The sequence below is a fragment of the Tsukamurella serpentis genome (genome assembly GCF_054780975.1).
Genome location: NZ_BAAGVH010000005.1, coordinates 1 through 24,555, shown reverse-complemented (window position 1 = coordinate 24,555; position 24,555 = coordinate 1). Strand labels below are relative to the sequence as shown.

27 protein-coding genes are annotated in these 24,555 nt (G+C 68.1%); 21 read left to right on the top strand and 6 right to left on the bottom strand.

Features of this window, described 5'->3' with window-relative positions; genetic code table 11:
• Window positions 1-10: 10 nt before the first annotated feature.
• A complete protein-coding gene (locus ACYVHG_RS13195; protein ID WP_461167926.1) occupies window positions 11-913 on the bottom strand; it encodes a universal stress protein in 903 nt (300 codons plus the stop codon).
• A gap of 300 nt (window positions 914-1,213) precedes the next feature.
• Here ACYVHG_RS13195 and nrdH point away from each other — a divergent pair, with 300 nt between their 5' ends.
• Window positions 1,214-1,447 carry a glutaredoxin-like protein NrdH gene (gene nrdH / locus ACYVHG_RS13190; RefSeq protein WP_461167925.1) on the top strand — a complete coding sequence of 78 codons (234 nt, stop codon included), beginning with the start codon at window positions 1,214-1,216 and terminating at the stop codon, window positions 1,445-1,447.
• 95 nt (window positions 1,448-1,542) lie between these two features.
• Here nrdH and ACYVHG_RS13185 read toward each other — a convergent pair whose 3' ends face one another.
• Together ACYVHG_RS13185 and ACYVHG_RS13180 are read right to left on the bottom strand one after the other, a co-directional pair.
• Window positions 1,543-1,887, bottom strand: coding sequence for a hypothetical protein (locus tag ACYVHG_RS13185; protein ID WP_461167924.1), 345 nt, complete (start codon window positions 1,885-1,887; stop codon window positions 1,543-1,545).
• An 84-nt stretch (window positions 1,888-1,971) separates the two neighbouring features.
• A complete protein-coding gene (locus ACYVHG_RS13180; protein ID WP_461167923.1) occupies window positions 1,972-2,373 on the bottom strand; it encodes a recombinase RecA in 402 nt (133 codons plus the stop codon).
• Between the two features lie 328 nt (window positions 2,374-2,701).
• Between ACYVHG_RS13180 and infC the strand changes: the two genes are divergently transcribed.
• The 9 genes from infC (at window position 2,702) to ACYVHG_RS13135 (ending at window position 10,966) form a co-directional block, all read left to right on the top strand.
• Window positions 2,702-3,292 carry a translation initiation factor IF-3 gene (gene infC / locus ACYVHG_RS13175; protein ID WP_461168019.1) on the top strand — a complete coding sequence of 197 codons (591 nt, stop codon included), beginning with the start codon at window positions 2,702-2,704 and terminating at the stop codon, window positions 3,290-3,292.
• Between the two features lie 51 nt (window positions 3,293-3,343).
• A complete protein-coding gene (gene rpmI / locus ACYVHG_RS13170) occupies window positions 3,344-3,538 on the top strand; it encodes a 50S ribosomal protein L35 (protein WP_461167922.1) in 195 nt (64 codons plus the stop codon).
• Between the two features lie 51 nt (window positions 3,539-3,589).
• Window positions 3,590-3,970 (top strand): 50S ribosomal protein L20, encoded by a 381-nt coding sequence (gene rplT, locus ACYVHG_RS13165; RefSeq protein WP_461167921.1) that lies wholly within the window; start codon window positions 3,590-3,592, stop codon window positions 3,968-3,970.
• Between the two features lie 14 nt (window positions 3,971-3,984).
• A complete protein-coding gene (locus ACYVHG_RS13160) occupies window positions 3,985-4,782 on the top strand; it encodes a TrmH family RNA methyltransferase (protein ID WP_461167920.1) in 798 nt (265 codons plus the stop codon).
• A gap of 57 nt (window positions 4,783-4,839) precedes the next feature.
• Window positions 4,840-6,183: an acyltransferase family protein gene (locus tag ACYVHG_RS13155; RefSeq protein ID WP_461167919.1), complete on the top strand. Its 1,344-nt coding sequence runs from the start codon at window positions 4,840-4,842 to the stop codon at window positions 6,181-6,183.
• A 39-nt stretch (window positions 6,184-6,222) separates the two neighbouring features.
• Window positions 6,223-6,510, top strand: coding sequence for a hypothetical protein (locus ACYVHG_RS13150; protein ID WP_461167918.1), 288 nt, complete (start codon window positions 6,223-6,225; stop codon window positions 6,508-6,510).
• 208 nt (window positions 6,511-6,718) lie between these two features.
• Window positions 6,719-7,726 carry a phenylalanine--tRNA ligase subunit alpha gene (gene pheS, locus ACYVHG_RS13145; RefSeq protein WP_461168018.1) on the top strand — a complete coding sequence of 336 codons (1,008 nt, stop codon included), beginning with the start codon at window positions 6,719-6,721 and terminating at the stop codon, window positions 7,724-7,726.
• 52 nt (window positions 7,727-7,778) lie between these two features.
• A complete protein-coding gene (gene pheT, locus ACYVHG_RS13140; protein WP_461167917.1) occupies window positions 7,779-10,247 on the top strand; it encodes a phenylalanine--tRNA ligase subunit beta in 2,469 nt (822 codons plus the stop codon).
• Between the two features lie 62 nt (window positions 10,248-10,309).
• Window positions 10,310-10,966 (top strand): PIG-L deacetylase family protein, encoded by a 657-nt coding sequence (locus tag ACYVHG_RS13135; RefSeq protein WP_461167916.1) that lies wholly within the window; start codon window positions 10,310-10,312, stop codon window positions 10,964-10,966.
• Window positions 10,967-10,978: 12 nt separating this feature from the next.
• On the opposite strand, the gene ACYVHG_RS13130 is transcribed toward ACYVHG_RS13135, so the two are convergent.
• Window positions 10,979-11,185, bottom strand: coding sequence for a hypothetical protein (locus ACYVHG_RS13130; protein WP_461167915.1), 207 nt, complete (start codon window positions 11,183-11,185; stop codon window positions 10,979-10,981).
• Between the two features lie 152 nt (window positions 11,186-11,337).
• Between ACYVHG_RS13130 and argC the strand changes: the two genes are divergently transcribed.
• Genes argC through argH form a run of 8 tightly spaced genes read left to right on the top strand, consistent with a single transcriptional unit; the run spans window position 11,338 to window position 20,108 of the window.
• On the top strand, window positions 11,338-12,372 hold the full coding sequence (argC, locus tag ACYVHG_RS13125; RefSeq protein ID WP_461167914.1) for an N-acetyl-gamma-glutamyl-phosphate reductase: 1,035 nt from the start codon (window positions 11,338-11,340) through the stop codon (window positions 12,370-12,372).
• The gene (gene argJ, locus ACYVHG_RS13120) at window positions 12,369-13,637 is read left to right on the top strand and encodes a bifunctional glutamate N-acetyltransferase/amino-acid acetyltransferase ArgJ (protein WP_461167913.1); all 1,269 of its coding nucleotides are present in this window, start codon (window positions 12,369-12,371) and stop codon (window positions 13,635-13,637) included. The genes argC and argJ overlap by 4 nt, the downstream gene beginning before the upstream one ends.
• Window positions 13,634-14,557, top strand: coding sequence for an acetylglutamate kinase (gene argB / locus ACYVHG_RS13115; RefSeq protein WP_461167912.1), 924 nt, complete (start codon window positions 13,634-13,636; stop codon window positions 14,555-14,557). Before argJ ends, argB begins: the two co-directional genes overlap by 4 nt.
• Window positions 14,558-14,567: 10 nt before the next feature.
• Complete coding sequence (locus tag ACYVHG_RS13110; RefSeq protein ID WP_461167911.1) at window positions 14,568-15,776, top strand: acetylornithine transaminase; 1,209 nt, start codon at window positions 14,568-14,570, stop codon at window positions 15,774-15,776.
• A complete protein-coding gene (gene argF, locus ACYVHG_RS13105; protein ID WP_461167910.1) occupies window positions 15,773-16,723 on the top strand; it encodes an ornithine carbamoyltransferase in 951 nt (316 codons plus the stop codon). The genes ACYVHG_RS13110 and argF overlap by 4 nt, the downstream gene beginning before the upstream one ends.
• Complete coding sequence (locus tag ACYVHG_RS13100; protein WP_461167909.1) at window positions 16,720-17,205, top strand: arginine repressor; 486 nt, start codon at window positions 16,720-16,722, stop codon at window positions 17,203-17,205. Before argF ends, ACYVHG_RS13100 begins: the two co-directional genes overlap by 4 nt.
• A 36-nt stretch (window positions 17,206-17,241) precedes the next feature.
• The gene (gene argG / locus ACYVHG_RS13095) at window positions 17,242-18,663 is read left to right on the top strand and encodes an argininosuccinate synthase (protein ID WP_461167908.1); all 1,422 of its coding nucleotides are present in this window, start codon (window positions 17,242-17,244) and stop codon (window positions 18,661-18,663) included.
• A gap of 8 nt (window positions 18,664-18,671) precedes the next feature.
• Window positions 18,672-20,108 (top strand): argininosuccinate lyase, encoded by a 1,437-nt coding sequence (argH, locus tag ACYVHG_RS13090; RefSeq protein ID WP_461167907.1) that lies wholly within the window; start codon window positions 18,672-18,674, stop codon window positions 20,106-20,108.
• 4 nt (window positions 20,109-20,112) lie between these two features.
• Here argH and ACYVHG_RS13085 read toward each other — a convergent pair whose 3' ends face one another.
• Window positions 20,113-20,877 (bottom strand): ABC transporter permease, encoded by a 765-nt coding sequence (locus ACYVHG_RS13085; protein WP_461167906.1) that lies wholly within the window; start codon window positions 20,875-20,877, stop codon window positions 20,113-20,115.
• A complete protein-coding gene (locus ACYVHG_RS13080) occupies window positions 20,874-21,605 on the bottom strand; it encodes an ABC transporter ATP-binding protein (protein ID WP_461167905.1) in 732 nt (243 codons plus the stop codon). Before ACYVHG_RS13080 ends, ACYVHG_RS13085 begins: the two co-directional genes overlap by 4 nt.
• A 133-nt stretch (window positions 21,606-21,738) precedes the next feature.
• Here ACYVHG_RS13080 and ACYVHG_RS13075 point away from each other — a divergent pair, with 133 nt between their 5' ends.
• The 3 genes from ACYVHG_RS13075 to tyrS are packed head-to-tail and all read left to right on the top strand — an operon-like array spanning window position 21,739 to window position 23,848.
• Window positions 21,739-21,945, top strand: coding sequence for a Trm112 family protein (locus ACYVHG_RS13075; protein ID WP_461167904.1), 207 nt, complete (start codon window positions 21,739-21,741; stop codon window positions 21,943-21,945).
• A gap of 13 nt (window positions 21,946-21,958) precedes the next feature.
• Window positions 21,959-22,537: a DNA-3-methyladenine glycosylase gene (locus ACYVHG_RS13070; RefSeq protein WP_461168017.1), complete on the top strand. Its 579-nt coding sequence runs from the start codon at window positions 21,959-21,961 to the stop codon at window positions 22,535-22,537.
• A gap of 24 nt (window positions 22,538-22,561) precedes the next feature.
• A complete protein-coding gene (gene tyrS, locus ACYVHG_RS13065; RefSeq protein ID WP_461167903.1) occupies window positions 22,562-23,848 on the top strand; it encodes a tyrosine--tRNA ligase in 1,287 nt (428 codons plus the stop codon).
• The last annotated feature ends 707 nt before the right edge of the window (window positions 23,849-24,555 follow it).

The following is a 24,555-nucleotide window of genomic DNA, read 5'->3' as shown; positions in this document are numbered from 1 at the left end:
CGGTCGCCGCTCAGTGCCGGTTTCGTGCCACCAGTACCGGGCACGGTGCGTGGTGGATCAGGGCGCGGCTGACGGAGCCGAACATCAGTCCGGTCACGTTCCCGTGGCCGCGGCTACCGACCACCACCAGCTGCGCGTTCTGCGCATCCCCGAGGACGACGTCGGCGGGCTTCCCGGCGCGCAGCTCGCGGATCACCGACACGTCCGGATACTTCTCCTGCCAGCCGGCGAGGCGCTGCGCGAACCGGGCCTCCTCGGCCTGCGCCTCCGCCTCCCAATCGATACCGGTCGCGGTGGAGTACATCTGGGCGTAGGCGTCCAGTGAGGCACTCCATGCGTGGACGGCCAGCAACGGCGCCCCGCGCCGTGCGGCCTCATCGAACGCCCAGGCGACCGCAGCCTCGCTGCTGTCACCGGCGTCCACGCCGAGCACGACCGGACCGGAGGCGGGAACCTGTCCGTCGCGGTTCGACCGGACCACTGCGACCGGGCAGTGGCAGTCGGTCACCAGTGACATCGCGACGCTGCCCAGGAAGAACTCGCCGAAGCCGCCCAGCCCCGTCGCCCATACCACTGTGAGCAGGGCGTCGGCGCCGAGTTCGGCCAGCACCGCTGCGGGCGCTCCCGACTTTCGCACCGTAACCGTGCGCACGGTGGGGAAGTGCTGGTTGACACGTTGTTCGGCACCGTCGAGAACACGGCGCCCGGTCGCGTCGATCCGCTCGAAGACGCTCATGCCCTCGGCGACCGTCGACGCGGGGATGTGCCCCAGGCCGACGACATCGGAGACGTTGACGATCATCAGGGACACCGCCCGCCGGTCGGCTTCCTGAGCGGCCCATCGCAGCGCTTGATCACCAGCTCCGGAACCGTCCATTCCAACCAGGATGAAAGGGCCGGCGTTGCTGGTCATCGCTTCCTCCGATCGCGCGGTGAGGCGACCTCACCCGCTGCTTCCGATCGTACGGCGCGGGTCGTGGGCGCAACCCGTGACGAGCGTCCCCGGCCCCTGTGGGAACGTCCCGATCCGGCCGGACCGATGTCCTCGTGCGCTCCGTCTGTGGATGGGCGCTGAAACCGGCGCGTCAGCGCGTCGGCCGGTTGGGGACACCGCTGTGGAGCGACGGTGGACGAGATGTGCATGCCTGTGCAGGACAATCCACAGCATATTGTGCAAATTGCACGCTTGTGACACTAGATGTAGGGTTTTCGTATGAGCAACGTGATCGTCTACACCAAGCCCGCCTGCGTCCAGTGCACGGCGACCCATCGGGCTCTCGACAAGGCGGGCGTCGAGTACACCTCGGTCGACATCATGGCCGACGAGGAGGCTCGGGAGTACGTCCTCGCCCTCGGTCACCTGCAGGCCCCGGTGGTCGTGATCGACGGTGTCGACCATTGGTCCGGGTTCCGTCCGGACCGGATCAAGGCGCTGCAAGCCGCCTGACGACGAGCGTCGTCGACGCGAACGAGAAGAGGGCGGGTCCTTCGGTCGGAATCGACCCGAAGGGCCCGCCCGTTCGGTCGGGGGACTGTCGTGGTTCAGCGGTGCGGGTAGCAGCGGCCCGGCTCCCAACGTCCGGGAACCCAGCGGCCGTGCTCGTACCAGCCGGGGTGCCATTGCGGCTGTACCCAGTACCCGGGATGCCAGCCCCACCGGTCGACCCATCCGGGTCGCCAATAGCCGGCCTGCCACCATCCGGGGTGCCAGCGGCCCGGTGTCCAGTAGCCGCCGACCCAGCGGCCCGGTTCGCACCATCCGGGACCGGGGTGGGCCACCGCCGGCGTGGGTGCCGCCGCCGCCGTCGCGGCGGTGATGGTTCCCAGAGGTGCCATTACTCCTGCAGCGACCAGTACGCCGGCCGCGAGCGATCTCATCCGTTTCATACCGGAAAGGTACGCCCGGTGTGACCTAGAACACTAGACCTGTTTACACAGGTCAGGGTGTAAATGAGGGGTAACCCTGAGGGGTTATCCGTACACCGGTCCGGTGTATTTCTCGCCCGGACCGTGGCCCGGTTCATCGGGGTAACTGCTGTATTCGCGGAATGCGAGCTGAACCGACTTCAGGCCGTCCCGGTAGGGGCCCGCGTGCGGTCCCAGGTATTCGACGGAGGCCATCGTCAGTCCGGCCAGCGCGGTGATCAGGCGCCGGGCCTCGTCGAGATCGAAGTGGGGGCTCTGGCGGGCGTCGAATCCGTCCTGTTCGGTGTCGCCGGTGAGTCCCAGCTTCTCCGCCGCGGCGCTCATCAGGAGCATCCAGGCGCTCGAGATCACCTCGATCGACGGTGACTCCGCGACGAGTCGTTCCAGGCTGTCGGGCTGGGAGGCGTCGGAGTCGGCGGGCGTCGGCGAATTCGGATTCTCACTCACGACTGCTACACTGTCATGTGCGACCGCTCCGGCTTCACGCCGGGGCAGCAAGTGGAGTCCACTCCCACCAGGCCGACTGATGGTCGGCTGGTCCGGTCGCCGTCACGGTTCCGTGTGGATCCGTAGCGGCCTTCTCGTAGGAGGAGGGATGATCGTCGGCGTATGCCGTGTGATCATTCGAATCGGTCGGTGTGGGCCCCGTCAGGCGTGAAACGTCTGGTCGGGGCCTTTTCGCTGTGTGGGGCTCGGTGGGCCTTCGGCTGCGCAGCGGTCTTTGCATCAAGACCGCTCGCGGGCGAGAACACGAGCACCTAACTGAGGAGGCCCCATCAGCACTGAGACACGCACCAACGGTCAGATCCGCGTTCCCGAGGTCCGGCTTGTCGGTCCCGGCGGAGAGCAGGTCGGGATCGTGCGCGTTGAAGATGCGCTCAAGCTGGCGTACGAGGCGGATCTCGACCTGGTCGAGGTGGCACCGAATGCCCGTCCCCCCGTGTGCAAGATCATGGATTACGGCAAGTTCAAGTACGAGGCCGCGCAGAAGCAGCGCGAGTCCCGCAAGAACCAGCAGCTGACCGTGATCAAGGAGCAGAAGCTCCGCCCGAAGATCGACGACCACGACTACGAGACCAAGAAGGGGCACGTCGTCCGCTTCCTGGAGCAGGGCTCGAAGGTCAAGGTCACGATCATGTTCCGCGGTCGTGAGCAGTCACGACCGGAGCTGGGTTTCCGTCTCCTGCAGCGCCTGGGCGCGGACGTGGCCGAGTACGGCTTCGTCGAGACGTCTGCCAAGCAGGACGGACGCAACATGACCATGGTCCTCGCCCCGCACAAGGGTGCGAAGACCCGCGCCAAGGCGCAGCAGGACAAGGAAGCCCCGGCGGCGCGGCCCGCCGCGCCCGAGGCGGCGGCCGAATAGCGATTCCCCTCGCGATCCGGTCGAAGAACACAGAAGAAACGAGACGAGAACATGCCGAAGAACAAGTCCCACAGCGGTACCGCGAAGCGCTTCAAGCTCTCCGGTAGCGGCAAGGTGCTCCGCCAGAAGGCCGGCCGCCGCCACCTGCTCGAGCACAAGAGCTCGCGCGTGACCCGTCGCCTCGACGGTGTGGCCGAGGTCGCACCGGCCGACGTGCGTCGCGTCAAGAAGCTGCTCGGCAAGTAAGCCGCCCCGCAAACCCGCTAGAACTTTTCATCACGTAAGGACTGAAGACCTATGGCACGCGTCAAGCGCGCAGTGAACGCTCAGAAGAAGCGTCGTTCCATCCTCGAGGCGTCGAAGGGCTACCGCGGCCAGCGTTCGCGCCTCTACCGCAAGGCCAAGGAGCAGCAGCTCCACTCGATGACCTACGCGTACCGCGATCGCCGTGCGCGCAAGGGTGACTTCCGCAAGCTGTGGATCACCCGCATCAACGCCGCTGCGCGGGCCAACGACATCACCTACAACCGCCTGATCCAGGGCCTGAAGCTGGCCGGTGTCGAGGTCGACCGCAAGAACCTCGCCGAGATCGCCGTCTCGGACGCCGCCGCCTTCACCGCGCTCGTCGAGATCGCCCGCAAGGCGCTCCCCGCCGACGTGAACGCGCCCGCCGCGTAATTCGACCCCCGAGGTTGAATCAGCACTCGCAGCGACCCGCGGACCAGCTCTTCACCGAGCGGACCCCGCGGGTCGTTGCTGCATCCAAGCTCCTTCGCGCCGCCGGACGGCGTAAAGCCGGACGGTTCCTGGCAGAGGGATCGAATGCCGTCACCTCGGCACTCGCCGCCGGACTCGTGGACGAACTGTTCGTCACCGAGGAGGGTGCGCTGCGGTACCCGCATCTGCTGACCGGTCCGGTGGCACACGTGACCGACCGCGCCATGCGCGGCCTCTCGGACACAGTCACCCCGCCCGGGATCGTCGCGGTCTGCCGGGCTCTGCCGCTGGCACAGGTGCCCGTCGGCGCGCGCCTGGTCGCCGTCCCGGTGGACGCCTCCGAGCCGGGTAATGCGGGCACCGTGATCCGGGTCGCCGACGCCGTGGGCGCCGACGCGGTGGTTCTGGCCGGTGAGGCGGTGGATCCGATGAACGGCAAAGTCGTTCGGTCCTCAGCTGGCTCGGTGTTCCATCTGCCCGTCGTGCAGGAGTCCGATCCGATGGGTGCGATCGCGGGGCTCCGGGAGTCGGGCCTGACGGTTCTGGCGACCGCCGCAGACGGTGAGGTCAGTCTCGATGACGCCGACGAGCTGCTGACCGGTCCCACCGCCTGGCTGTTCGGCAACGAGGCGCACGGGCTCTCCCGTGAGCTGCAGGCATTCGCCGATCACCGGGTGTCGATTCCGATCCGCGGTCGCGCCGAGTCACTGAATCTGGCGACCGCAGCGTCGATCTGCCTGTACGCGAGTTCACGCGTGCAGAATCGGGGTTAGAGTCCCTATCCGATCCGGGTAGGACTACTCATCCGCTACCGCGTCTCGGCCGGAAGCATGGTGGACATGTTGCTACTACCCACGAGGTCATCCGTCATCGACGGTACTCCGGCCGGCCGTGACCGCGCCGTGGACGTCGCCCGCATCGTCAGTCTGCTGGTGGTGATGTTCGGACACTGCGTCCTGCTGCTCGCCACGATCACCGAATCCGGAGTTTGGGTGGGCAATGTGCTCGGCGTTCAGCCGTCGCTCCAGCCCATCACCTGGATCGTGCAGGTGATGCCCCTGTTCTTCCTCGCCGGCGCGGCGAGCTCCGCCTACGGCCTGCGGCCGGACACGGCGTGGGGAGGGTGGCTGCTCGGCCGCGCTCAACGCCTCGCGCGGCCGGTCTTCTGGTATCTCGGCTTCTGGTCGGTGGTGCTGGTGGCGGTTCGAGCGGTGGCGGGGGACACCAGCGCGGTGCGCCTGGGGCAGGAGAGTGTCGCGCTGCTGTGGTTCATCGGCGTGTACCTGCTGGTCCTGGCCTTCGTGCCGCTGTTGATGCGCGGAGGGGCGAGGGCCCTTTCAGCGCTCACGGTTGTGTTGCTGGCCGCGGCCGCCGGTTTCGACGCCGCTCGCCTCGCGACCGGGGCGATCGCCTGGGGAGTGCCGAACTTCCTGGTCGTCTGGCTGATCCCGGTGGTGATCGGCGTGGCGTATGCGCGAGGGATGATTCTGGTGCGGGCCGCGGTGGTCGGGGCGGCCGTCGCGTGCTGCGCCGCGGTCGCGATCGTGATCGCCGGCCCGTACGACGTGCCGCTGGTGGTGACCGGCCGGGAGAGCTTCTCGAATACGACACCGCCGACGCTGTTGCTCGGACTGCACTGCGTGTGGGTGAGCCTGCTGTTCGTGGCGGCCGCTCCGGTGATCGGGCGGTGGGCCCGCAGCCCACGGGTCTGGTATCCGGTCGCGGTCGGGAATGTCGGCGCCATGACGCTCTACCTGTGGCACATTCCGGCGATCGGTGTCTCCGCTGTGGCGCTGCATTACCTGGGCAGTGACGCGGTCGACCCGGCCCGCCCGGGGTTCTGGGGAGCGATGGCGTTGCGGGTCGCTGTGTTCGTGGTGGTGATGGTGGTGCTGTTCGTACTGCTGTCGCCGTTGGAGCATCGCCGTCTGCCGTGGTGGGATGCGCGAGTCGGTGCCTCCGGTGCTCGTGGAGCTGTGGTCGGCAGCCTGGTCTGTGTGGCTGGAGTAGCGATCCTGTTGATGGCGAAGGAGGGGCTCGGTTCTTCATCGGGGTGGACCGCGCTCACCGTTTTCGTGCTGGCGTTGCTCGCCGCCCGCGGTACGGCGAAGATCGCGGTCATCGGCCCGCGGAATCGGTGCTTGGGTGACCGGGATTTCGTTCAGGCGCGCTGAGCGAGCTGGATGCCGGATCTACACTGTGGTAAACACGGTATGACGAGCGGTTCGGTGGAGGGGTACATGAAGCGGATCCTGGTGGCGGGAATCATCGGCGCGACAGGTCTCGCAGCTGCGGTGACTGCGGGGGCGGGCGCCGCTCCGGCGCCGATTCCTGTGACGGTGACCTGCGATGTCTTCGCGCAGCAATTCAACAACCAGTTCGCCACGTTCGCCGGCACCGTGCACGGAACAGGGCCGAACCACGCTGCCGCTCGTGCCAACGCGGAGTCGAAGATCTGGGGACCGTACGGCTCCATGCCGTACCTCACCAACTGCCGCTGACCCGGCGCAGTCACTGCCGCACCGCAGCGCGACCGCACGCCGGGCGTGGACCAGCGGTAATGCGTTTCCGGTCACGAATCGCCGTCGACTAGTCTGGACCGCGAACAGTTCAGCGAGTCGAGGAGTCGCGCACGTGTCCGAAGCCCCCGCGTCGGAGAAGACAGCCCCGCAGGTCAGCGGTGATGCCACTGACCTCAGCGACGCCGCGCTGGATGCGGCAACGAAGGCGGCGGCGGACGCGTTCGCGGCGGCCGGATCGCTCGACGAACTGACTGAGGCGCGGCTGGCGCACCTGGGGGAGAAGTCGCCACTGGCATTGGCGAAGCGGGCCCTCGGGTCGATCCCCAAGGACGAGCGCAAGGACGCCGGTAAGCGGGTCAACGTGGCGCAGGGGCGCGCTCGTGCCGACTACGAGCAGCGCAAGTCCGTACTCGATGCCGAGCGGGACGCCGCCGTGCTGGTCTCCGAGACCATCGACGTGACGCTGCCCTCCGGCCGCGCACCGCAGGGCGCCCGTCATCCGGTGAGCATCATCGCCGACGAGGTCGCCGACTTCTTCGTGGGCATCGGGTGGGAGATCGCCGAAGGGCCTGAGGTCGAGACCGAGCACTTCAACTTCGACGCACTCAACTTCCTCCCGGACCACCCGGCGCGTTCCATGCAGGACACCTTCTACGTGGCGCCCGAGGGATCGCGGCAAGTGCTGCGCACGCACACGTCACCGGTCCAGGTCCGGTCGATGCTCGGCCGCGACGTGCCGATCTACGTGGCCTGCCCCGGCCGCACCTTCCGCACCGACGAGCTCGACGCCACCCACACTCCGGTGTTCAGCCAGGTCGAGGGCCTCGCCGTGGACAAGGGTCTGACCATGGCGCACCTGCGCGGAACCCTCGAGGCCTTCGCGAAGGCGATGTTCGGCCCGGAGACCACCACCCGCATGCGGCCGAACTACTTCCCGTTCACCGAACCGTCCGCCGAGGTGGACGTGTGGTTCCCGAACAAGAAGGGGGGCGCCGGCTGGATCGAGTGGGGTGGCTGCGGCATGGTGAACCCGAACGTGCTGCGCGCCTGCGGCATCGACCCCGACGAGTACTCGGGGTTCGCCTTCGGTATGGGCCTCGAACGCACCCTCCAGTTCCGTACCGGTCTGTCCGACATGCGCGACATCGTCGAGGGCGACGTCCGGTTCACCCTTCCCTTCGGCGTCCGCGGCTGACCCGCGCCGCTCCGCCCCAGCACACCGCCTCACCAGAAGAAGGACTTCCATCGTGCGCGTTGCACAGTCATGGCTCACCGAGATCCTCCGCCGCGACACCCCCGAATGGGCGGTCAGCGCCGACGAACTGGATGCCGGGTTCGTGCGCGTCGGATTCGAGGTCGAGGAGGTCGAATCACTCGACACCGTGACCGGGCCGCTGAAGATCGGCCGGGTCGTGCACATCGAGGAGCTCACGAACTTCCGCAAGCCGATCCGGTTCTGCCAGGTCGAGGTCGGTGAGGCCGAGCCGCGGGGGATCGTGTGTGGCGCGCGCAACTTCGCCGAGGGCGATCTCATCGTCGCCGCACTGCCCGGTGCGGTGCTGCCCGGTGGCTTCGAGATCGCCACCCGCACGACGTACGACCACGTCTCCGACGGCATGATCTGCTCGGTTTCCGAGTTGGGGCTCGGCAGTGATCATTCGGGCATCCTGGTCCTGCCCGAGGGGACCGCGGAACCGGGCGACGACGCCAGACCCGTACTGGGAATGGACGACACCGTCATCGAACTCAACGTCACACCCGACCGCGGCTACGCCTTCTCCGTCCGCGGTCTCGCCCGGGAACTCTCCTGCGGCTACGACCTTCCGTTCACCGACATCACCACGCCGTCGCCGAAGCAGGGATCGGGCAGCGGCGCGGTGGACGTCACCGTCGAACCCGACTCCGGATGCACCCGCTTCACCGCGTTGCGCGTCGACGGTATCGATCCGAAGGCGGTGAGTCCGTGGTGGCTGCAGCGTCGCCTGCTGACCTCCGGCGTCCGGCCGATCAGCGCAGCCGTCGATGTGACCAACTATCTGATGCTGCTCACCGGCCAGCCGTTGCACGCCTTCGACGCCGACGCCGTTGCGGGCGGCCTGGTGGTGCGTGCCGCGAACGCCGGAGAAACGCTGGAGACGATCGACCACGTCACCCGCAAGCTCGATCCCGAGGACACGGTGATCGCCGACGATTCCGGCGCGATCTCGCTGGCCGGAGTGATGGGTGGCGCGACCACCGAGGTCGGAGGCGAGACCGTCGACGTGATCCTCGAGGGTGCGGTGTGGAACCCGGTCAAGGTGTTCCGCACCGGTAAGCGACACAAGCTCAGCTCGGACGCCGCGAAACGCTACGAACGCACCGTCGATCCCGCGATCTCGGTGTGGACGGTTCGGGAAGCCGCGCGACTGCTCACCGAGATCGCCGGTGGCACCGTCGTCGGCGAGATCACCGACCTCGGTGGCTACGACCAGCAGCCGCCGCTGGCTTTCGCCGCAGAACGTCCGGACCGGGTCGCCGGAATCTCCTACGCGCCCGGGACCACGGTGCGTCGGCTGACTCAGATCGGCGCGCAGGTCGAGGGTGAGACCGATCTGACGGTGACCCCGCCCACCTGGCGGCCCGATCTGACCATGTCGGCCGACCTGGTCGAGGAGGTGCTGCGCCTGGAGGGGCTGGAGCAGATCCCGCCGGTACTGCCTGCCGCACCGGGAGGACGGGGCCTCAGCGCCCGGCAGCGCCGCCGACGGACGGTGAGCCGTTCGCTCGCGCACACCGGCCACGTCGAGGTGCTGACCAGCCCGTTCCTGCCCGCCGATGTCTTCGACACCTGGGGACTCGACGCCTCGGATCCTCGCCGCAACACCACCACCGTGTTGAATCCGCTCGAAGCGGATCGCCCTGCGCTGGCGACAACGCTGTTGCCCGGTCTGCTGGAGATCTTGGCCCGCAACGTCTCCCGCGGCCAGCGGGACCTCGCCCTGTACACCATCGCCGAGGTGGTGCTGCCCACCGAGAAGACAGTCGCCGTCGATCCGATCGCGGTCGACCGCCGACCCACGGACGAGCAGATCGAAGCGCTGAACGCCTCGTTGCCGATCCAGCCCGAGCACATCGCGCTGGTCTTCACCGGCCAGCGCGGCACTGCCGGCCCCTGGGGTCCGGCGCGGTCCGCCGATGCCACGGATGCCTTCGAGGCGGTCCGCGAGATCGGCCGCGCCGGCAACGTCGAGCTGACCCTGCGGTCGGCGCAGTTCCAGCCCTTCCATCCCGGACGGTGCGCGGAGGTGCTGGTCGGAGAGACCGTTGTGGGGCATGCCGGTGAGCTGCATCCCGCGGTACTCGAGCGTGCCGGGCTGCCGGCCCGCACCTGCGCCGTCGAGCTGGACCTCGACGCGATCCCGCTGGTCGAGAACCTCCCGGCGCCGGTGGTGTCGCCGTTCCCGGCGGTGCTACAGGACGTTGCGGTGGTCGTCGATCAGGCGGTTCCCGCCACGTCGGTGCAGGCCGCGCTCGCCGACGGTGCCGGGGAACTACTGGAAGCGATCTCGCTGTTCGACGTGTTCACCGGGGAGCAGGTCGGTGAGGGCCGCAAGTCCATGGCGTTCTCGCTGCGCTTCCGCGCGGGCGATCGCACCCTGACCGAGGACGAGGCGTCCGCTGCCCGCGCCGCGGCGGTGGCGCGCGCCGCCGAGCAGGTCGGCGCCGTGCTGCGGTAGGTCCGCCGGCGGTGTGAGTCGAGTTGCTGCGCTGATCCGCTCCGACCTCTAGCGTGGGAACGGTGAGCGAGCCGCAGCCCTTCCCGGAAGACTGGAACACCGCTCTGGTGCTGGTCGCGCACCCGGACGATCCGGAGTACGGCATGGCCGCCGCGGTCGCCCGCTGGACCTCGCAGGGCAGGACGGTGGCCTACGGGCTCGCGACCTCGGGCGAGGCGGGGATCGAGGGGATGTCGGCCGGTACTGCCGGGCCGGTCCGCGAGGAGGAGCAACGTCGATCCGCAGCGGTGGTCGGAGTGGACGAGGTGCGCTTCTGGGGATATCCCGATTCGCAGGTCCGCAATACGCCGGAGCTGCGGGAGTCGATCACGAAGTCGCTCGCGCGCTATCGGCCGGACATCGTGATCACGCTCTGGGGCGGGGATTCCTGGGGTGAGGGACTGCCCAATCAGGTCGATCACATGGAGTTCACCCGCGCGGTCGCCGACGTGCTGGCCGACGGTGCGGTACGGGGATTCCAGACCTGCCCCGACCCGACGCTGATCGTGGACGTCACCGGGTTCACCGAGCGCGCCGTCGAATCCCTGGCGGAACACCGTCAGTACCTGTCGGTGCTGGATCCGTCGACACCCGTGATCGAGCAGGCACGCGCTCAGGTCGAGTCGGTGACCGGACCCCGAGGCGACTACCGGCGTGCGGTCGGTTTCCGCGAGCTCTGAGACGTTCGCCGATCAGCCCAGGTGGAAGGCCTCGGTGATGTGGTTGCCGCGACGGTGATCGCCGACCAGGCTGGGGCGGCCCTTTCCCATCTTGACCAGCATGGCCCGGTTCTCCACGCGCGGTGCGATGCCGTCCAGGACACGGTTGACGGTGCCTCGGACTCCGCGTTCGCGGCGAGGGAGGGACAGTGGCTGGGTCATTGCGTTCGTGTTGCTCATACTCGGTCTTTCGGATGGGACGTGTGTGTTCGTTACTTTTCCGAGCGTGCCGACGGTGTCTGACGTGAGGCTGGGGGAAGTCTGTGAAGTTTCGAGCGAGCAACCTGCCACCCTTCGGTGAATAGGGTTGCAAGATGGTGCATAATCATCGCATGACTGTTTCGGTGGCGATTGCCGGTGCCAGCGGGTACGCCGGGGGCGAGATCCTGCGGCTGCTGCTGGCGCATCCGCAGTACTCGTCCGGCGAGCTCACGATCGGTGCGCTCACCGCCGGAGGTAACGCGGGAAGCACCCTGTTCGAGCATCACCCGCACCTGCTGCCGCTCGCCGACCGCGTGTTGGCAGAGACCACCCCGGACACTCTCCGCGGCCATGACGTCGTCTTCCTCGGACTGCCGCACGGCAAGTCCGCTGAGATCGCCGAGGCGCTGCCTCCGTCGACCTTGATCATCGACTGTGGCGCCGATTACCGACTGTCGGACGCCGCCGAGTGGAAGCGCTACTACGGCACTGAGCACGCCGGTACCTGGCCGTACGGCCTGCCGGAGCTGCCCGGCAACCGCGAGGTGCTGGCCGGGGCGTCCCGGATCGCCGTCCCCGGTTGCTACCCGACGGTGTCGACCCTCGCGTTCCTGCCCGCCGTGGCGGCCGGTATCGTCGCGCCCGAGGTCACGGTGGTCGCGGTGAGCGGGACTTCCGGAGCGGGCAAGGCCGCCCGGGTCGACCTGCTCGCCTCCGAGGCACTGGGCTCGGCCCGCGCCTACGGTGTGACCACCCACCGGCACACCCCGGAGATCACGCAGAACCTGTCGGCGGCCGCGGGGGCGCCCGTCGTGGTCTCGTTCACGCCGATCCTGGTGCCCATGGCTCGCGGCATCCTGGCGACCGTCTCGGCCCCGACGACGGCGACCGATGCGCAGGCCCGGGAGGTGTACCGGAGGGCCTACGCGGACGAGCCCTTCGTGCACCTGCTGCCCGAAGGTGTACAGCCGCAGACGAAGTCCGTGCAGGGCAGCAACGCGGTGCAGGTGCAGATCGCCGTCGACGAACGCGCAGGACGCTTGATCGCCACCGCTGCGATCGACAACCTCACCAAGGGCACCGGCGGCGGCGCCGTGCAATCGATGAACCTGGCTCTCGGATGGCCCGAGACCGCAGGACTTTCCACCGTAGGAGTGGCACCGTGAGCGAAGTGAACGCATCCGACACCGTGAGCGAAGTGAACGCATCCGACGCCGTGAGCGAATCGAATGCCGATTTCCGTCTCGTCCGTACCCAGGGCGTCACCGCGCCCCTGGGGTTCAAGGCGGCCGGCATCGCGGCGGGTATCAAGGCTTCCGGTAAACCCGATCTGGCCCTGGTCTTCAACGAGGGACCGCACTACGCCGCAGCGGCCGTGTTCACCCGGAACAAGGTCAAGGCGGCACCGGTGCTGTGGAGCGAGCAGGTGATCAAGGACGGCCACCTGCGGGCGGTGATCCTCAATTCCGGCGGTGCCAACGCGTGCACCGGTCCGGGCGGCTTCCAGGATGCGCACGCCACCGCGGAGAAGGTCGCAGAGGCGCTGAGCCACTGGGGGACCGAGACCGGGGCGGGTGAGGTCGCGGTGTGTTCCACCGGCCTGATCGGTGACCGCCTGCCGATGGACACGCTGCTCGCGGGGGTCACCGAGATCGTCCACGAGATGGGCGGCGGCATGTCCGGCGGTACCGACGCCGCATACGCGATCATGACCACCGACACCGTTCCGAAGGAGACCGCGCTGCACCACCGCGGCGGCTGGAACGTCGGCGGCATGGCGAAGGGTGCGGGCATGATGGCACCGTCCCTGGCCACCATGCTGGTGGTCCTCACCACTGACGTGCATGCCGCACCCGAGCAGCTCGACGAGGCCTTGCGCTACGCCAGCGCCTACACCTTCGACCGGCTCGACGTGGACGGTTCCACCTCCACCAACGACACCGTCATCCTGATGAGCAGCGGCGCCAGCGAGAAGACCTGCACTCAGGACGAACTCAACGAGGCGGTGCGGGAGGTCTGTGATGATCTCGCCGCCCAGTTGCAGGGCGACGCCGAGGGTGTCACCAAGCGGATCCGGATCACCGTGACCGGCGCAGTCAGCGAGGAACAGGCACTGATCGGTGCTCGTGCGATCGGCCGGGACAGCCTGGTCAAGACCGCACTGTTCGGCAGTGACCCGAACTGGGGCAGAGTCATGGCGGCGATCGGCATCGCACCGATCGAGCTCGAGCACGACAGGCTCACCGTCTCCTTCAACGGACAGCCGATCGCCGAGCGGGGCTGCGGTCTTCCCGGAGCGCGTGAGGTGGACCTGTCCGGACCGGAGGTGGACGTCACCGTCGATCTGGGCATGGGGGACGGTGCCGCGAGCATCCGCACCACCGATCTCTCGCACGCCTACGTCGAAGAGAACTCGGCGTACTCCTCATGACCGCCGCGGATCGGGCGCCGGATCTCACGGCACTGCAGAAGGCCGGTGTTCTCGCCGAGGCGCTGCCGTGGCTGCTGGATTTCCACGGCAAGACCGTGGTGGTCAAGTACGGCGGGAACGCCATGGTCGACGACCGGCTCAAGCGGTCGTTCGCTCAGGACATGGTGTTCCTGCGCACCTGCGGCCTGCACCCGGTGGTGGTGCACGGCGGCGGCCCGCAGATCAACGCCATGCTCAAGAGACTGGGCATGGCCGGCGAGTTCAAAGGCGGGTTCCGGGTCACCACACCCGAGGTGATGGACGTGGTTCGGATGGTGTTGTTCGGTCAGGTCGGACGGGAACTCGTCGGTCTGATCAACTCCTACGGGCCGTTCGCCGTCGGCATGTCCGGTGAGGATGCGCACCTGTTCACCGCCACTCGCCGAGAGGTGGTGGTCGACGGTGCCGCGACCGACATCGGGCTGGTCGGTGACGTGACCGCGGTGGACCCGGCGGCGGTCAACGACCTGATCGCCGCCGGCCGGATTCCGGTGATCTCCACCATCGCGCCGGACGTGGACGGGGTGGTGCACAACATCAACGCCGACACCGCCGCATCGGCGCTCGCCGAGGCGCTCGGCGCCCAGAAGTTGGTGGTGCTCACCGACGTCGAGGGGCTGTACACGAACTGGCCCGACCGCTCATCGCTGACCTCGGAGATCGACACCGTCGCGTTGGCGGAGCTGCTACCGAGCCTGGACTCGGGGATGGTTCCGAAGATGGAGGCGTGTCTGCGGGCGGTGACCGGTGGCGTGCCCACCGCGCACGTCATCGACGGGCGTGTGCCGCACTCGGTGCTGCTGGAACTGTTCACCAGCAAGGGGATCGGGACCATGGTGACCGAACCGAAGCCGAACCCCACCGACAAGACCTGGATCTGAGACGAAGACGATGACCAATCACGCTCTGCAACAGCGGTGGAACTCCGCCGTGATGGACACCTACGGCACGCCCCCGATCGCACTGGTCTCCGGACGTGGTGCCGTGGTCACCGACGCCGACGGCAAGCAGTACGTCGATCTGCTCGGCGGTATCGCCGTCAATGCGCTCGGCCACGCCCACCCGAGGATCGTCGAAGCGGTCACCGCGCAGGTCTCCACTCTCGGACACGTCTCGAACCTCTACATCAGCGAGCCGGTCGTGCGTCTGGCCGAACGGCTCACCGAGGCCGTCGGCGTCCCCGGAACGCGTGTCTTCTTCAGCAATTCCGGCGCCGAGGCCAATGAAGCGGCGATCAAGATCGGGCGGCGCACCGGCCGCACGGGGATGGTCGCCGCCGACGGTGCCTTCCACGGCCGCACCATGGGTTCGCTCTCGCTGACCGGTCAGCCCGGTAAGCGGGAGCCCTTCGAGCCGCTGGTGCAGTCGGTCACGCATGTGCCCTACGGTGACGCGGACGCACTCCGCCGCGCCGTTTCGGGTGACAACGGCGCGATCGCTGCTGTCTTCCTCGAGCCGATCATGGGGGAGGGTGGCGTGGTGGTCCCACCCGCGGACTACCTGGCCGCGGCGCGCAGTGCCGCCACCGACGCCGGTGCCCTGCTGATCCTGGACGAGGTCCAGACCGGGATCGCCCGCACCGGAACCTTGTTCGCGTATCAGCGGGCCGGGGTCACACCGGACGTCTTCACCCTGGCCAAGGGGCTCGGTGGAGGCCTGCCGATCGGGGCGACGGTGGCCGTGGGCGCTGCGGGTGAGCTGCTCACACCCGGCCAGCACGGCACCACCTTCGGCGGCAATCCGGTTGCGGCCGCAGCGGCGAACGCCGTCCTCGACGTGATCGAGGAGGAGGGCCTGGCCGAACGTGCCGACGCCCTCGGCAAGCACATCAGCGCCACCGTCGAATCCCTCGGACATCCCCTGGTCACCGGAGTGCGGGGGTCCGGCCTGCTGCTGGGGATCACCCTCGCCCAGCCGGTGGCGAAGGCGGTCGAGACCGGTGCCCGTGACGCCGGCTTCCTGATCAACGCCGCCCAGCCCGATGTGGTGCGGCTAGCCCCGCCGCTGGTCCTCACCGATGAGCAGGCCGACCGGTTCCTGACAGCCCTCCCGGAACTGCTCGACCGTGCTCTTGTCACCTCAGCCCAGGAGAACCCATGACCCGTCACTTCCTTCGCGATGACGACCTCAGCCCGGTCGAACAGCGCGAGGTGCTCGCCCTCGCCGCGGAGCTCAAGGAGCAGCCCTTCTCGCATCGTCCGTTGGAGGGGCCCAAGGGCGTCGCGGTGCTGTTCGACAAGAACTCCACCCGTACCCGGTTTAGTTTCGACGTGGGTATCGCGCAACTGGGTGGGCACGCGGTCGTCGTCGATTCGCAGTCCACTCAGATGGGCCGGGACGAATCGCTCGCCGACACCGGACGGGTGCTGTCGAGGTTCGTCGACGCCATCGTCTGGCGCACCTATGCGCAGGAGGGGCTCGAGGAACTGGCCCGGTACGCGAGCGTGCCCGTCGTGAACGCCCTGTCGGACGAGTTCCATCCCTGTCAGATCCTCGCCGACCTGCAGACCATCGCCGAGCGCAAGGGGCAGCCGCGAGCGGACGGGAGCGGTGTTTCGGTCGCCGGACTCAAGCTCACCTATCTCGGCGACGGCGCCAACAACATGGCACACAGCTACATGCTCGGCTGCGTGACCGCCGGCATGGACGTCACGATCAGCGCGCCTGCGGGATTCGCCCCCGACGAGCGGTTCGTCGAGGCCGCCCGCGCCCGGGGGCGGGAGACCGGCGGGGAGATCAGCCTCATCTCCGACCCGGTGCTCGCCGTGGCCGGTGTCGACGTCGTGGTCACCGACACCTGGGTGTCCATGGGGCAGGAGGCCGACGGAGTCGACCGCAACGCCCCGTTCCGGCCGTATCAGATCAACGCCGAACTGCTGGCGCACGCCGATCCGGACGCGATCGTCTTGCACTGCCTGCCCGCGCACCGCGGTGACGAGATCACCGACGAGGTGATCGACGGGCCGCAGTCCGCCGTCTTCGACGAGGCGGAGAACCGCCTGCACGCGCAGAAGGCGCTGCTGACCTGGCTCTTGGAGCAGCCGTGACCGACCAGCCGCTGGCGACGCGCGCTGGGCGGCAGGCGGCCATCATCGAGATTCTGGTGAACCACCAGGTGCGCAGCCAGGCGGAACTGCAGGCGCTGCTGGTGCGCGGTGGCTACGAGGCCACCCAGGCCACCATCTCCCGCGACCTGGACGAATTGGGCGCGGTGAAACTGCGTGGCGCGGACGGTGGCGCCGGGGTCTACGTGGTGCCCGAGGACGGTTCCCCGGTCCGGGGAGTGTCCGGCGGTACCGAACGGCTCTCCCGGCTGCTGGGGGAACTGCTGGTCTCCACCGATCACAGCGGCAACATCTGCGTGCTGCGAACGCCGCCCGGGGCGGCGAACTTCCTCGCCAGCGCACTCGACCGTTCCTCGCTGCCCGAGGTGGTGGGCACGGTCGCCGGCGACGACACCGTGCTCGTCGTCGCCCGCGAGCCCCTGACCGGCAAAGACCTCGCCGAGCGCCTGGTTGCGCTCGCCTGAACACGTCGCTCCTCCCACCAGATAGGCTCTACAACCATGTCTAAGGTTCTCTCCGCACTGCCCGTCGGCGAACGCGTCGGCATTGCCTTCTCCGGCGGCCTCGACACCTCCGTGGCCGTGGCCTGGATGCGTGACAAGGGTGCCGTGCCGTGCACCTACACCGCGAACATCGGGCAGCCCGACGAGCCGGACATCGACGCGGTTCCCGGCCGCGCCAAGGAGTACGGCGCCGAGATCGCCCGCCTGGTGGATGTACAGCCGCTGTTGGTGCAGGAGGGTATCGCCGCCCTGCAGACCGGTGCCTTCCACATCCGTTCGGGTGGCAAGACCTACTTCAACACCACTCCGATCGGCCGCGTGGTCACCGGCACCATGCTGGTCCGCGCCATGAAGGAAGACGGCGTGGAGATCTGGGGCGACGGCTCCACCTACAAGGGCAACGACATCGAGCGGTTCTACCGCTACGGTTTGATGGCCAACCCCAACCTGCGCATCTACAAGCCGTGGTTGGACTCGCAGTTCGTCTCCGAGCTCGGCGGCCGCAAGGAGATGAGCGAGTGGCTGGTCGCGCACGGCTTCCCGTACCGCGACTCCACGGAGAAGGCGTACTCCACCGACGCCAACATCTGGGGTGCCACGCACGAGGCGAAGGACCTCGAATTCCTGAACACCGGTGTGGAGATCGTGGAGCCGATCATGGGCGTCGCCCCGTGGGACGAGTCGGTCGCGATCGCCACCGAGGACGTCACCGTCACCTTCGAGGCCGGTGTCCCGGTGGCGATCAACGGCGTCGAGTACACCGATGCGGTGGAGCTGGTGCGCGAGGCGAACCGCATCGGCGGCCGCCACGGGCTGGGCATCTCCGACCAGATCGAGAACCGGATCATCGAGGCCAAGTCGCGGGGCATCTACGAGGCGCCGGGTATGGCCCTGCTGCATGCGACCTACGAGCGGCTGGTGAACGCGATCCACAACGAGGACACCGTCGCCACCTATCACAACGAGGGGCGGCGCCTGGGTCGGCTGATGTACGAGGGCCGCTGGCTGGATCCGCAGTCGCTGATGCAGCGCGAGGCGATCATCCGGTGGGTCGCATCCGCTGTCACCGGCTCGGTGACGCTGCGGCTGCGTCGCGGTGACGACTACTCGATCATCGACACCACCGGTCCGAACCTGAGCTACCACCCGGAGAAGCTGTCCATGGAGCGCGTCGGTGACGCCGCCTTCGGCCCGGACGAGCGGATCGGTCAGCTCACCATGCGCAACCTCGACATCGCCGACTCCCGCTCGCGCCTGGAGCAGTACGCCACGCAGGGCATCGTCGCCGGTGAGACCGCGGCGCTGGTCGGCGAGTTGGAGCAGGGCGGCGCCGAGGCGATCGTCGCCGGCGGTGAGAAGATCCCGTCGGGCTTCGACGAGGTGGGCAACCACGCCGCGTTCGATCTCGGCACCGATTAGGAGTGACGGTGAGCGAGAACGCCGGACAGCACGGCACCAACGAGGGCAGCCTGTGGGGCGGACGCTTCGCCTCCGGTCCCGCAGAAGCGATGGCCGCGCTGAGCAAGTCCACCCATTTCGACTGGGTGCTGGCCCCGTACGACGTGCGGGCCTCGCAGGCGCATGCGCGGGTACTGCACCGTGCGGGCCTGCTCACCGACGCCGATCTGGAGGTGATGATCACCTCCCTGGACCGGCTGGCGGCCGATGTCGTCTCCGGTGCCTTCACTCCGGCGCAGTCCGACGAGGACGTGCACGGTGCGCTCGAACGGGGGCTGATCGAGCGTGCCGGCGCCGATGTCGGCGGCCGGCTTCGGGCCGGGCGTTCGCGCAACGACCAGGTGGCGACGCTGTTCCGGATGTGGCTGAGGGATGCGGTGCGCCTCGTGGCGTCCGGTGTGCTGGACGTCGTGGAGGCCTTCGTCGTGCAGGCGCAGGCCAACCCGGACGTGATCCTCCCCGGGAAGACGCACCTGCAGGCCGCGCAGCCGATCCTGCTCAGCCACCACCTGCTCGCATACACCCATCCGCTGTTGCGGGACGTGGCGCGACTGCAGGATCTCGACAAGCGGATCGCGGTCTCGCCGTACGGATCCGGTGCGCTCGCCGGTTCCTCGCTGGGACTCGATCCGGATGCGATCGCCGCGGACCTCGGTTTCGACTCCGCCGCCGACAACAGCCTCGATGCCACCGCCTCCCGCGACTTCGCCGCCGAGGCGGCGTACGTCTTCGCGCAGATCGCGGTCGACCTGTCTCGCTGGTCCGAGGACGTGATCCTGTGGAGCACAGCGGAGTTCGGCTACGTGACGCTCGCGGACGCCTGGTCCACCGGTAGCTCGATCATGCCGCAGAAGAAGAACCCCGACGTGGCCGAGCTCTCCCGTGGTAAGGCCGGGCGGCTGATCGGCAACCTGTCCGGGCTGCTGGCGACGCTCAAGGCTCAGCCGCTGGCCTACAACCGGGACCTGCAGGAGGACAAGGAACCTGTCTTCGATTCGGTGGAGCAGTTGCGCCTGCTGCTGCCGGCGGTCGCGGGGCTGACCGCCACCCTCACCTTCCATCCGGACCGGATGGCGGCACTGGCACCGGCCGGCTTCACGCTGGCCACCGACGTCGCCGAGTGGATGGTCCGGCAGGGTGTGCCCTTCCGGATCGCGCACGAGGCCGCCGGTGAATGCGTTCGGGTCGCCGAGCGCCGGGGCGTGGGACTCGAAGCCCTCACCGACGACGAGTTCGCCGCGGTGCACCCGGCGCTCACCCCGCAGGTCCGTGACGTGCTCACGGTGCGGGGATCGGTCTCGTCCCGCAGTGCTCGCGGAGGCACGGCACCCTCGGCGGTCGCGCGCCAGTCGGCTGTGGTGACCGCCGCCGTCGCGCCGCTGCGCAGCTGGGCGGGCGGCGCGTAGCCGATCACCGCACCTGTCGTGGAAGCGTGGCCGCTGCGATCGCCAATGCCGCGACGGTGAACGCCAGCACGACTGCCAGACCCGCCCACAGGGTGGGGGTGGGGTCGGCGTGCGCTCCGACCTCCTGCAGCGCCTCGACCGCGTACGTCATCGGCAGTACGTCGGCGACGGCCTGCAGCCAACCGGGCATGGCCGTGTGCGGCACCAGCAGACCGCACAGGAAGATCTGCGGCACCACCACGATCGGCATGAACTGCACGGCCTGGAACTCGGTGCGCGCGAAGGCACTGAACAACAGTCCCAGCGCGACTCCGAGCCAGGCGTCGACCACGGCGATCAGGATCACCATGGCGATGCTGCCCGCAGTGGTCATCCCCAGCAGGTAGGCCGCCACCAGGGTTGCGACCACCGCCTGCGCGGTCGCCGCCACCGAGAAGGCCACCGCGTACCCCAGGAGAAGATCGGCCTTGGCGAGCGGGGTGGTGAGTAGACGCTCCAGCGTTCCGGAGACTCGTTCGCGCTGCATCGCGATCGAGGTGATGATGAACATCAACGCGAACGGCAGGACTCCCAGCAGGATCAGTGCGATCCGGCCGAACAGCGCGCTCCCGGCGGGCGCGTCGCGGTAGAGGAAGTACAGCAGCGTGAGCAGCGCCGTCGGTACGACGACGATCATCGCCATGGTCCGCGGGTCGGCGTGCAGTTGCCGAAGGACCCGTACCGCCGTCGCGCGGCTGATGGAGGGGTTGAGGATCGTCGACGTGTTCATGCGGCACGCTCCTGGTCGCGGATCAGGGTGAGGAAGGCGTCGTCGAGGCTGGTGGCGCCGGTGCGGGTGAGTAGTTCCGACGGAGAGCACTCGACCACCAGCGTTCCCGCGCGGAGCAGGATCAGGCGATCACAGTGCGCAGCCTCGTCCATCACGTGGCTGGAGACGAGCACCGTGGTTCCGGCGCCGGCCATGGCGGCGAAGCGCTCCCACAGGTCGGCGCGCAGTACCGGATCGAGGCCGACGGTGGGCTCGTCGAGGATCAGTAGTTCGGGATGTGCGACCAGCGCGCAGGCGATGCTCAGCCGTGAGCGCTGACCTCCGGACAGCGTGCTCGCCCTGCGATCGGCGTTCTCGTGCAGGCTCACCGCTGCCAGTGCGTCGGCGACGTCGGCCCGCGAGGTGGCCCGCCGAGCGGGGTACAGGGCGGCGAAGTACTCGACGTTCTGCTGCAGCGTCAGGTCGTCGTAGACCGCGGGGGACTGGGTGGTGTAGCCGATCCGGGAACGCAGTTCGGGACTGCCGGCGGGCCTGCCGAGCACCGTCGCGGTGCCGGCGGTGATCCGCTGTGCGCCGACCACCGTTCGCATCAGGGTGGTCTTCCCGCAACCGGAGGGTCCGAGCAGGCCGGTGATGGCCCCGGCGGGGACCTCGGCGTCGATGTGGTCGAGGACGGTGGTGGCGGACCGGACGATGGTCAGTCCGGACAGCATGATCGCGGTACTCATGGAACCTCCTGGCGTTTCACTGAGGAGCAGGAATTCAACGCATGATGAATTATGCGCCGGTGGTGAGACGCCGTCAAGAGTGGGCGCGCCGGTCCGGGCCACCGGGTGCCGACCGGCTCGGTAGCATGACGCCATGGCCATCGACACGACGCTGCTGAAGATCCTCGCCTGCCCGCAGGACAAGGGACCGCTGCTGTACGTGCCGGACGAGCTGTTCTACAACCCGCGCCTGCGCCGCGCCTACCCGATCGAGGACGGGTTGCCGGTACTGCTGATTGGGGAGGCGCGCGACGTCGACGACGCCGAGCACGAGTCGATCCTCGCCGCTACGGCGCAGTGACCCAGCGCCGGTGATCTCGGACCTGCGGGCTCGGCTCTCAGGGCATCCACTGGATGCGGCCCGCCTGGTTCTCGGATCGACACTGGTGGCCGGGGACGTGCTGGCCCGCATCGTGGAGGTCGAGGCCTACGGCTCACCGGCCGACGGCCCATGGCCCGATCCGGCCGCACACACCTACCCCGGCCCGACCGAACGCAACGAGACCATGTTCGGCCCCGCCGGTCACCTCTACGTCTACCGTTCCTACGGGATCCACACCTGCGTCAATGTGACCGCCGGACCGGACGGCGTCGGTGCCGGGGTGCTCCTGCGCGCCGCCAAGATCACCGGCGGTATCGACCGGGTACGCACCCGGCGCGCGGTCGAGGACGAGGACCGGCGACTCGCCGCGGGGCCGGGCCGGCTCGGCCAGGCGCTGGCGATCACCCTGGCGGACAGGGGGATCGACCTCCTGGACCCGGATTCGACGGTGCGTCTGGAGATCGACGAACGCGTCGCGGCGGTGTCGGAGGGGCCACGGATCGGGATATCGAAGGCGACCGAACTGCCGTGGCGACTGTGGCTGACCGGCCATCCTTCGGTGAGTCTCTAGTCCGGCTGGTCCACAATGGGGTGCGTGAGTGCTGACATTCTCGAAGAACTGTCCTGGCGCGGCCTGATCGCGCAGTCCACCGACCTCGAGGCGCTGCGCGAGCGTCTCGCCGCGGGGGAGATCACGCTCTACGCAGGCTTCGACCCCACCGCGTCATCACTGCACGCCGGTCACCTGGTTCAGCTGCTGACACTCCGGCGGTTCCAGGAGGCGGGGCACCGTCCCATCGTCCTCGGTGGTGGCGCGACCGGGCAGGTCGGAGATCCGCGGGACGTCGGCGAGCGGGTGCTCAACTCGGTGGACACGGTCGCGCAGTGGGCGGCGAAGATCGACGGCCAGCTCCGGAGGTTCGTCAAGCTGGCCGGTGACGACGGCCTGACCGGCGACAACGGAGCCATCCTGGTCAACAACCTGGACTGGCACGGGCAGATGAACGTGCCCACGTTCCTGCGAGAGGTCGGCAAGCACTTCTCGATCAACGTGATGCTGGCGCGGGACACCGTCAAGCGCAGGCTCGAGTCCGACGGGATCAGCTACACCGAGTTCAGTTACATGTTGCTGCAGGCCTACGACTACGTCGAACTGTCCCGGCGGTACGACTGCGCGCTGCAGATCGGCGGCTCAGACCAGTGGGGCAACATCGTCTCGGGTGCTGAGTTGAACCGGAAGATCGACGGCCGACACGTGCACGCGCTCACCACACCGCTGGTGACCTCTGCCGACGGCAAGAAGTTCGGCAAGTCCACAGGTGGCGGATCGCTGTGGCTCGACCCCGAGCTGACCACTCCCTACGCCTGGTACCAGTACTTCGTGAACACCGCGGACGCGGACGTGATCCGTTACCTGCGCTGGTTCACCTTCTTGAGCCGGGAGGAGATCGCCGATCTCGAGCGGGAGACCGCCGAGGCCCCGCACAAGCGGACCGCGCAGAAGCGCCTGGCGGCCGAGCTCACCACTCTGGTGCACGGGGAGGAGCACACGCGTGCCGCCGAGCTCGCCTCGCAGGCCCTGTTCGGACGCGGCGAGCTGGCGGATCTTCCGGAGCCGACACTCGCGGCCGCGCTGTCGGAGGCGTCGGTGGTCGAGGTCGGAGTGGGTGAGCCCCGGAGCATCATCGACCTGCTGACCGCGACCGGACTGTGCGAATCGAAGGGAGCGGCCCGGCGGGCGGTGAAGGAGGGAGGCGCCTACGCGAACAACGCGAAGGTCGAGTCCGAGGAGTGGGAGCCGGCCGATGACGACCTCCTGCACGGCCGATGGCTGGTGCTCCGCCGCGGAAAGAAGTCCTTCGCGGGCGCCCGCTTCCACTGAATTCCCAGCTCACGACCTCTGAGGCCGTCCCGACGACGTGCGCGGGGCGGCCTCAGTGCTGCGGATCACATTCCGGAGATTCCGGGCGTACTCGACGTGGAAGTGACGCTGACCAGGGCAGATGAACATCAAGTTACACGCTGACCAGCGGATTTGTGCTTCCGTTCCGCGATGCGTAACTTATTCGAAGTCAGCGCGACACCGACCAGGACGGAGCCGAAAAGCCCAGGTCAGACGGTGGAAACGCGGACAGGATCGACAAGACGGAGACGGACCCGGTTTTGACGCCGAGACCGACTTCATATACAGTAGAGCGGTTGCTTCGAGCAGCCGACCAACGGAAGATCATCTTCCGACCGCCACGTGCGGCCGGGAGCGGTTCGATGTGGGTCAGGCGGGTTCGATTGCGCTCCAGAGTGATTCGCGAGAGCGAGTTGCGTACGGAAATCGGTTCTGCTAAGCTACATCGGTTGCTTCGAGCGGGTCGCCTTGACAGGCGGGTTGTGAGAATGTAAACTGGAACGGTTGCCTGCGAGGGTGCGGTTCACATAGTGAGGGGCCTTTGGGTTTCTGGTGTGGACGGCCGCGTTTGGCGTGTTCTTTGAGAACTCAACAGTGTGTCGATGAAATTGTCAGTGCCAAATTTTTTGGCACGCATGGACAATCATTATTTTGGTTGTTTGTGTTGTGGCTTTTCTCGTTTATTT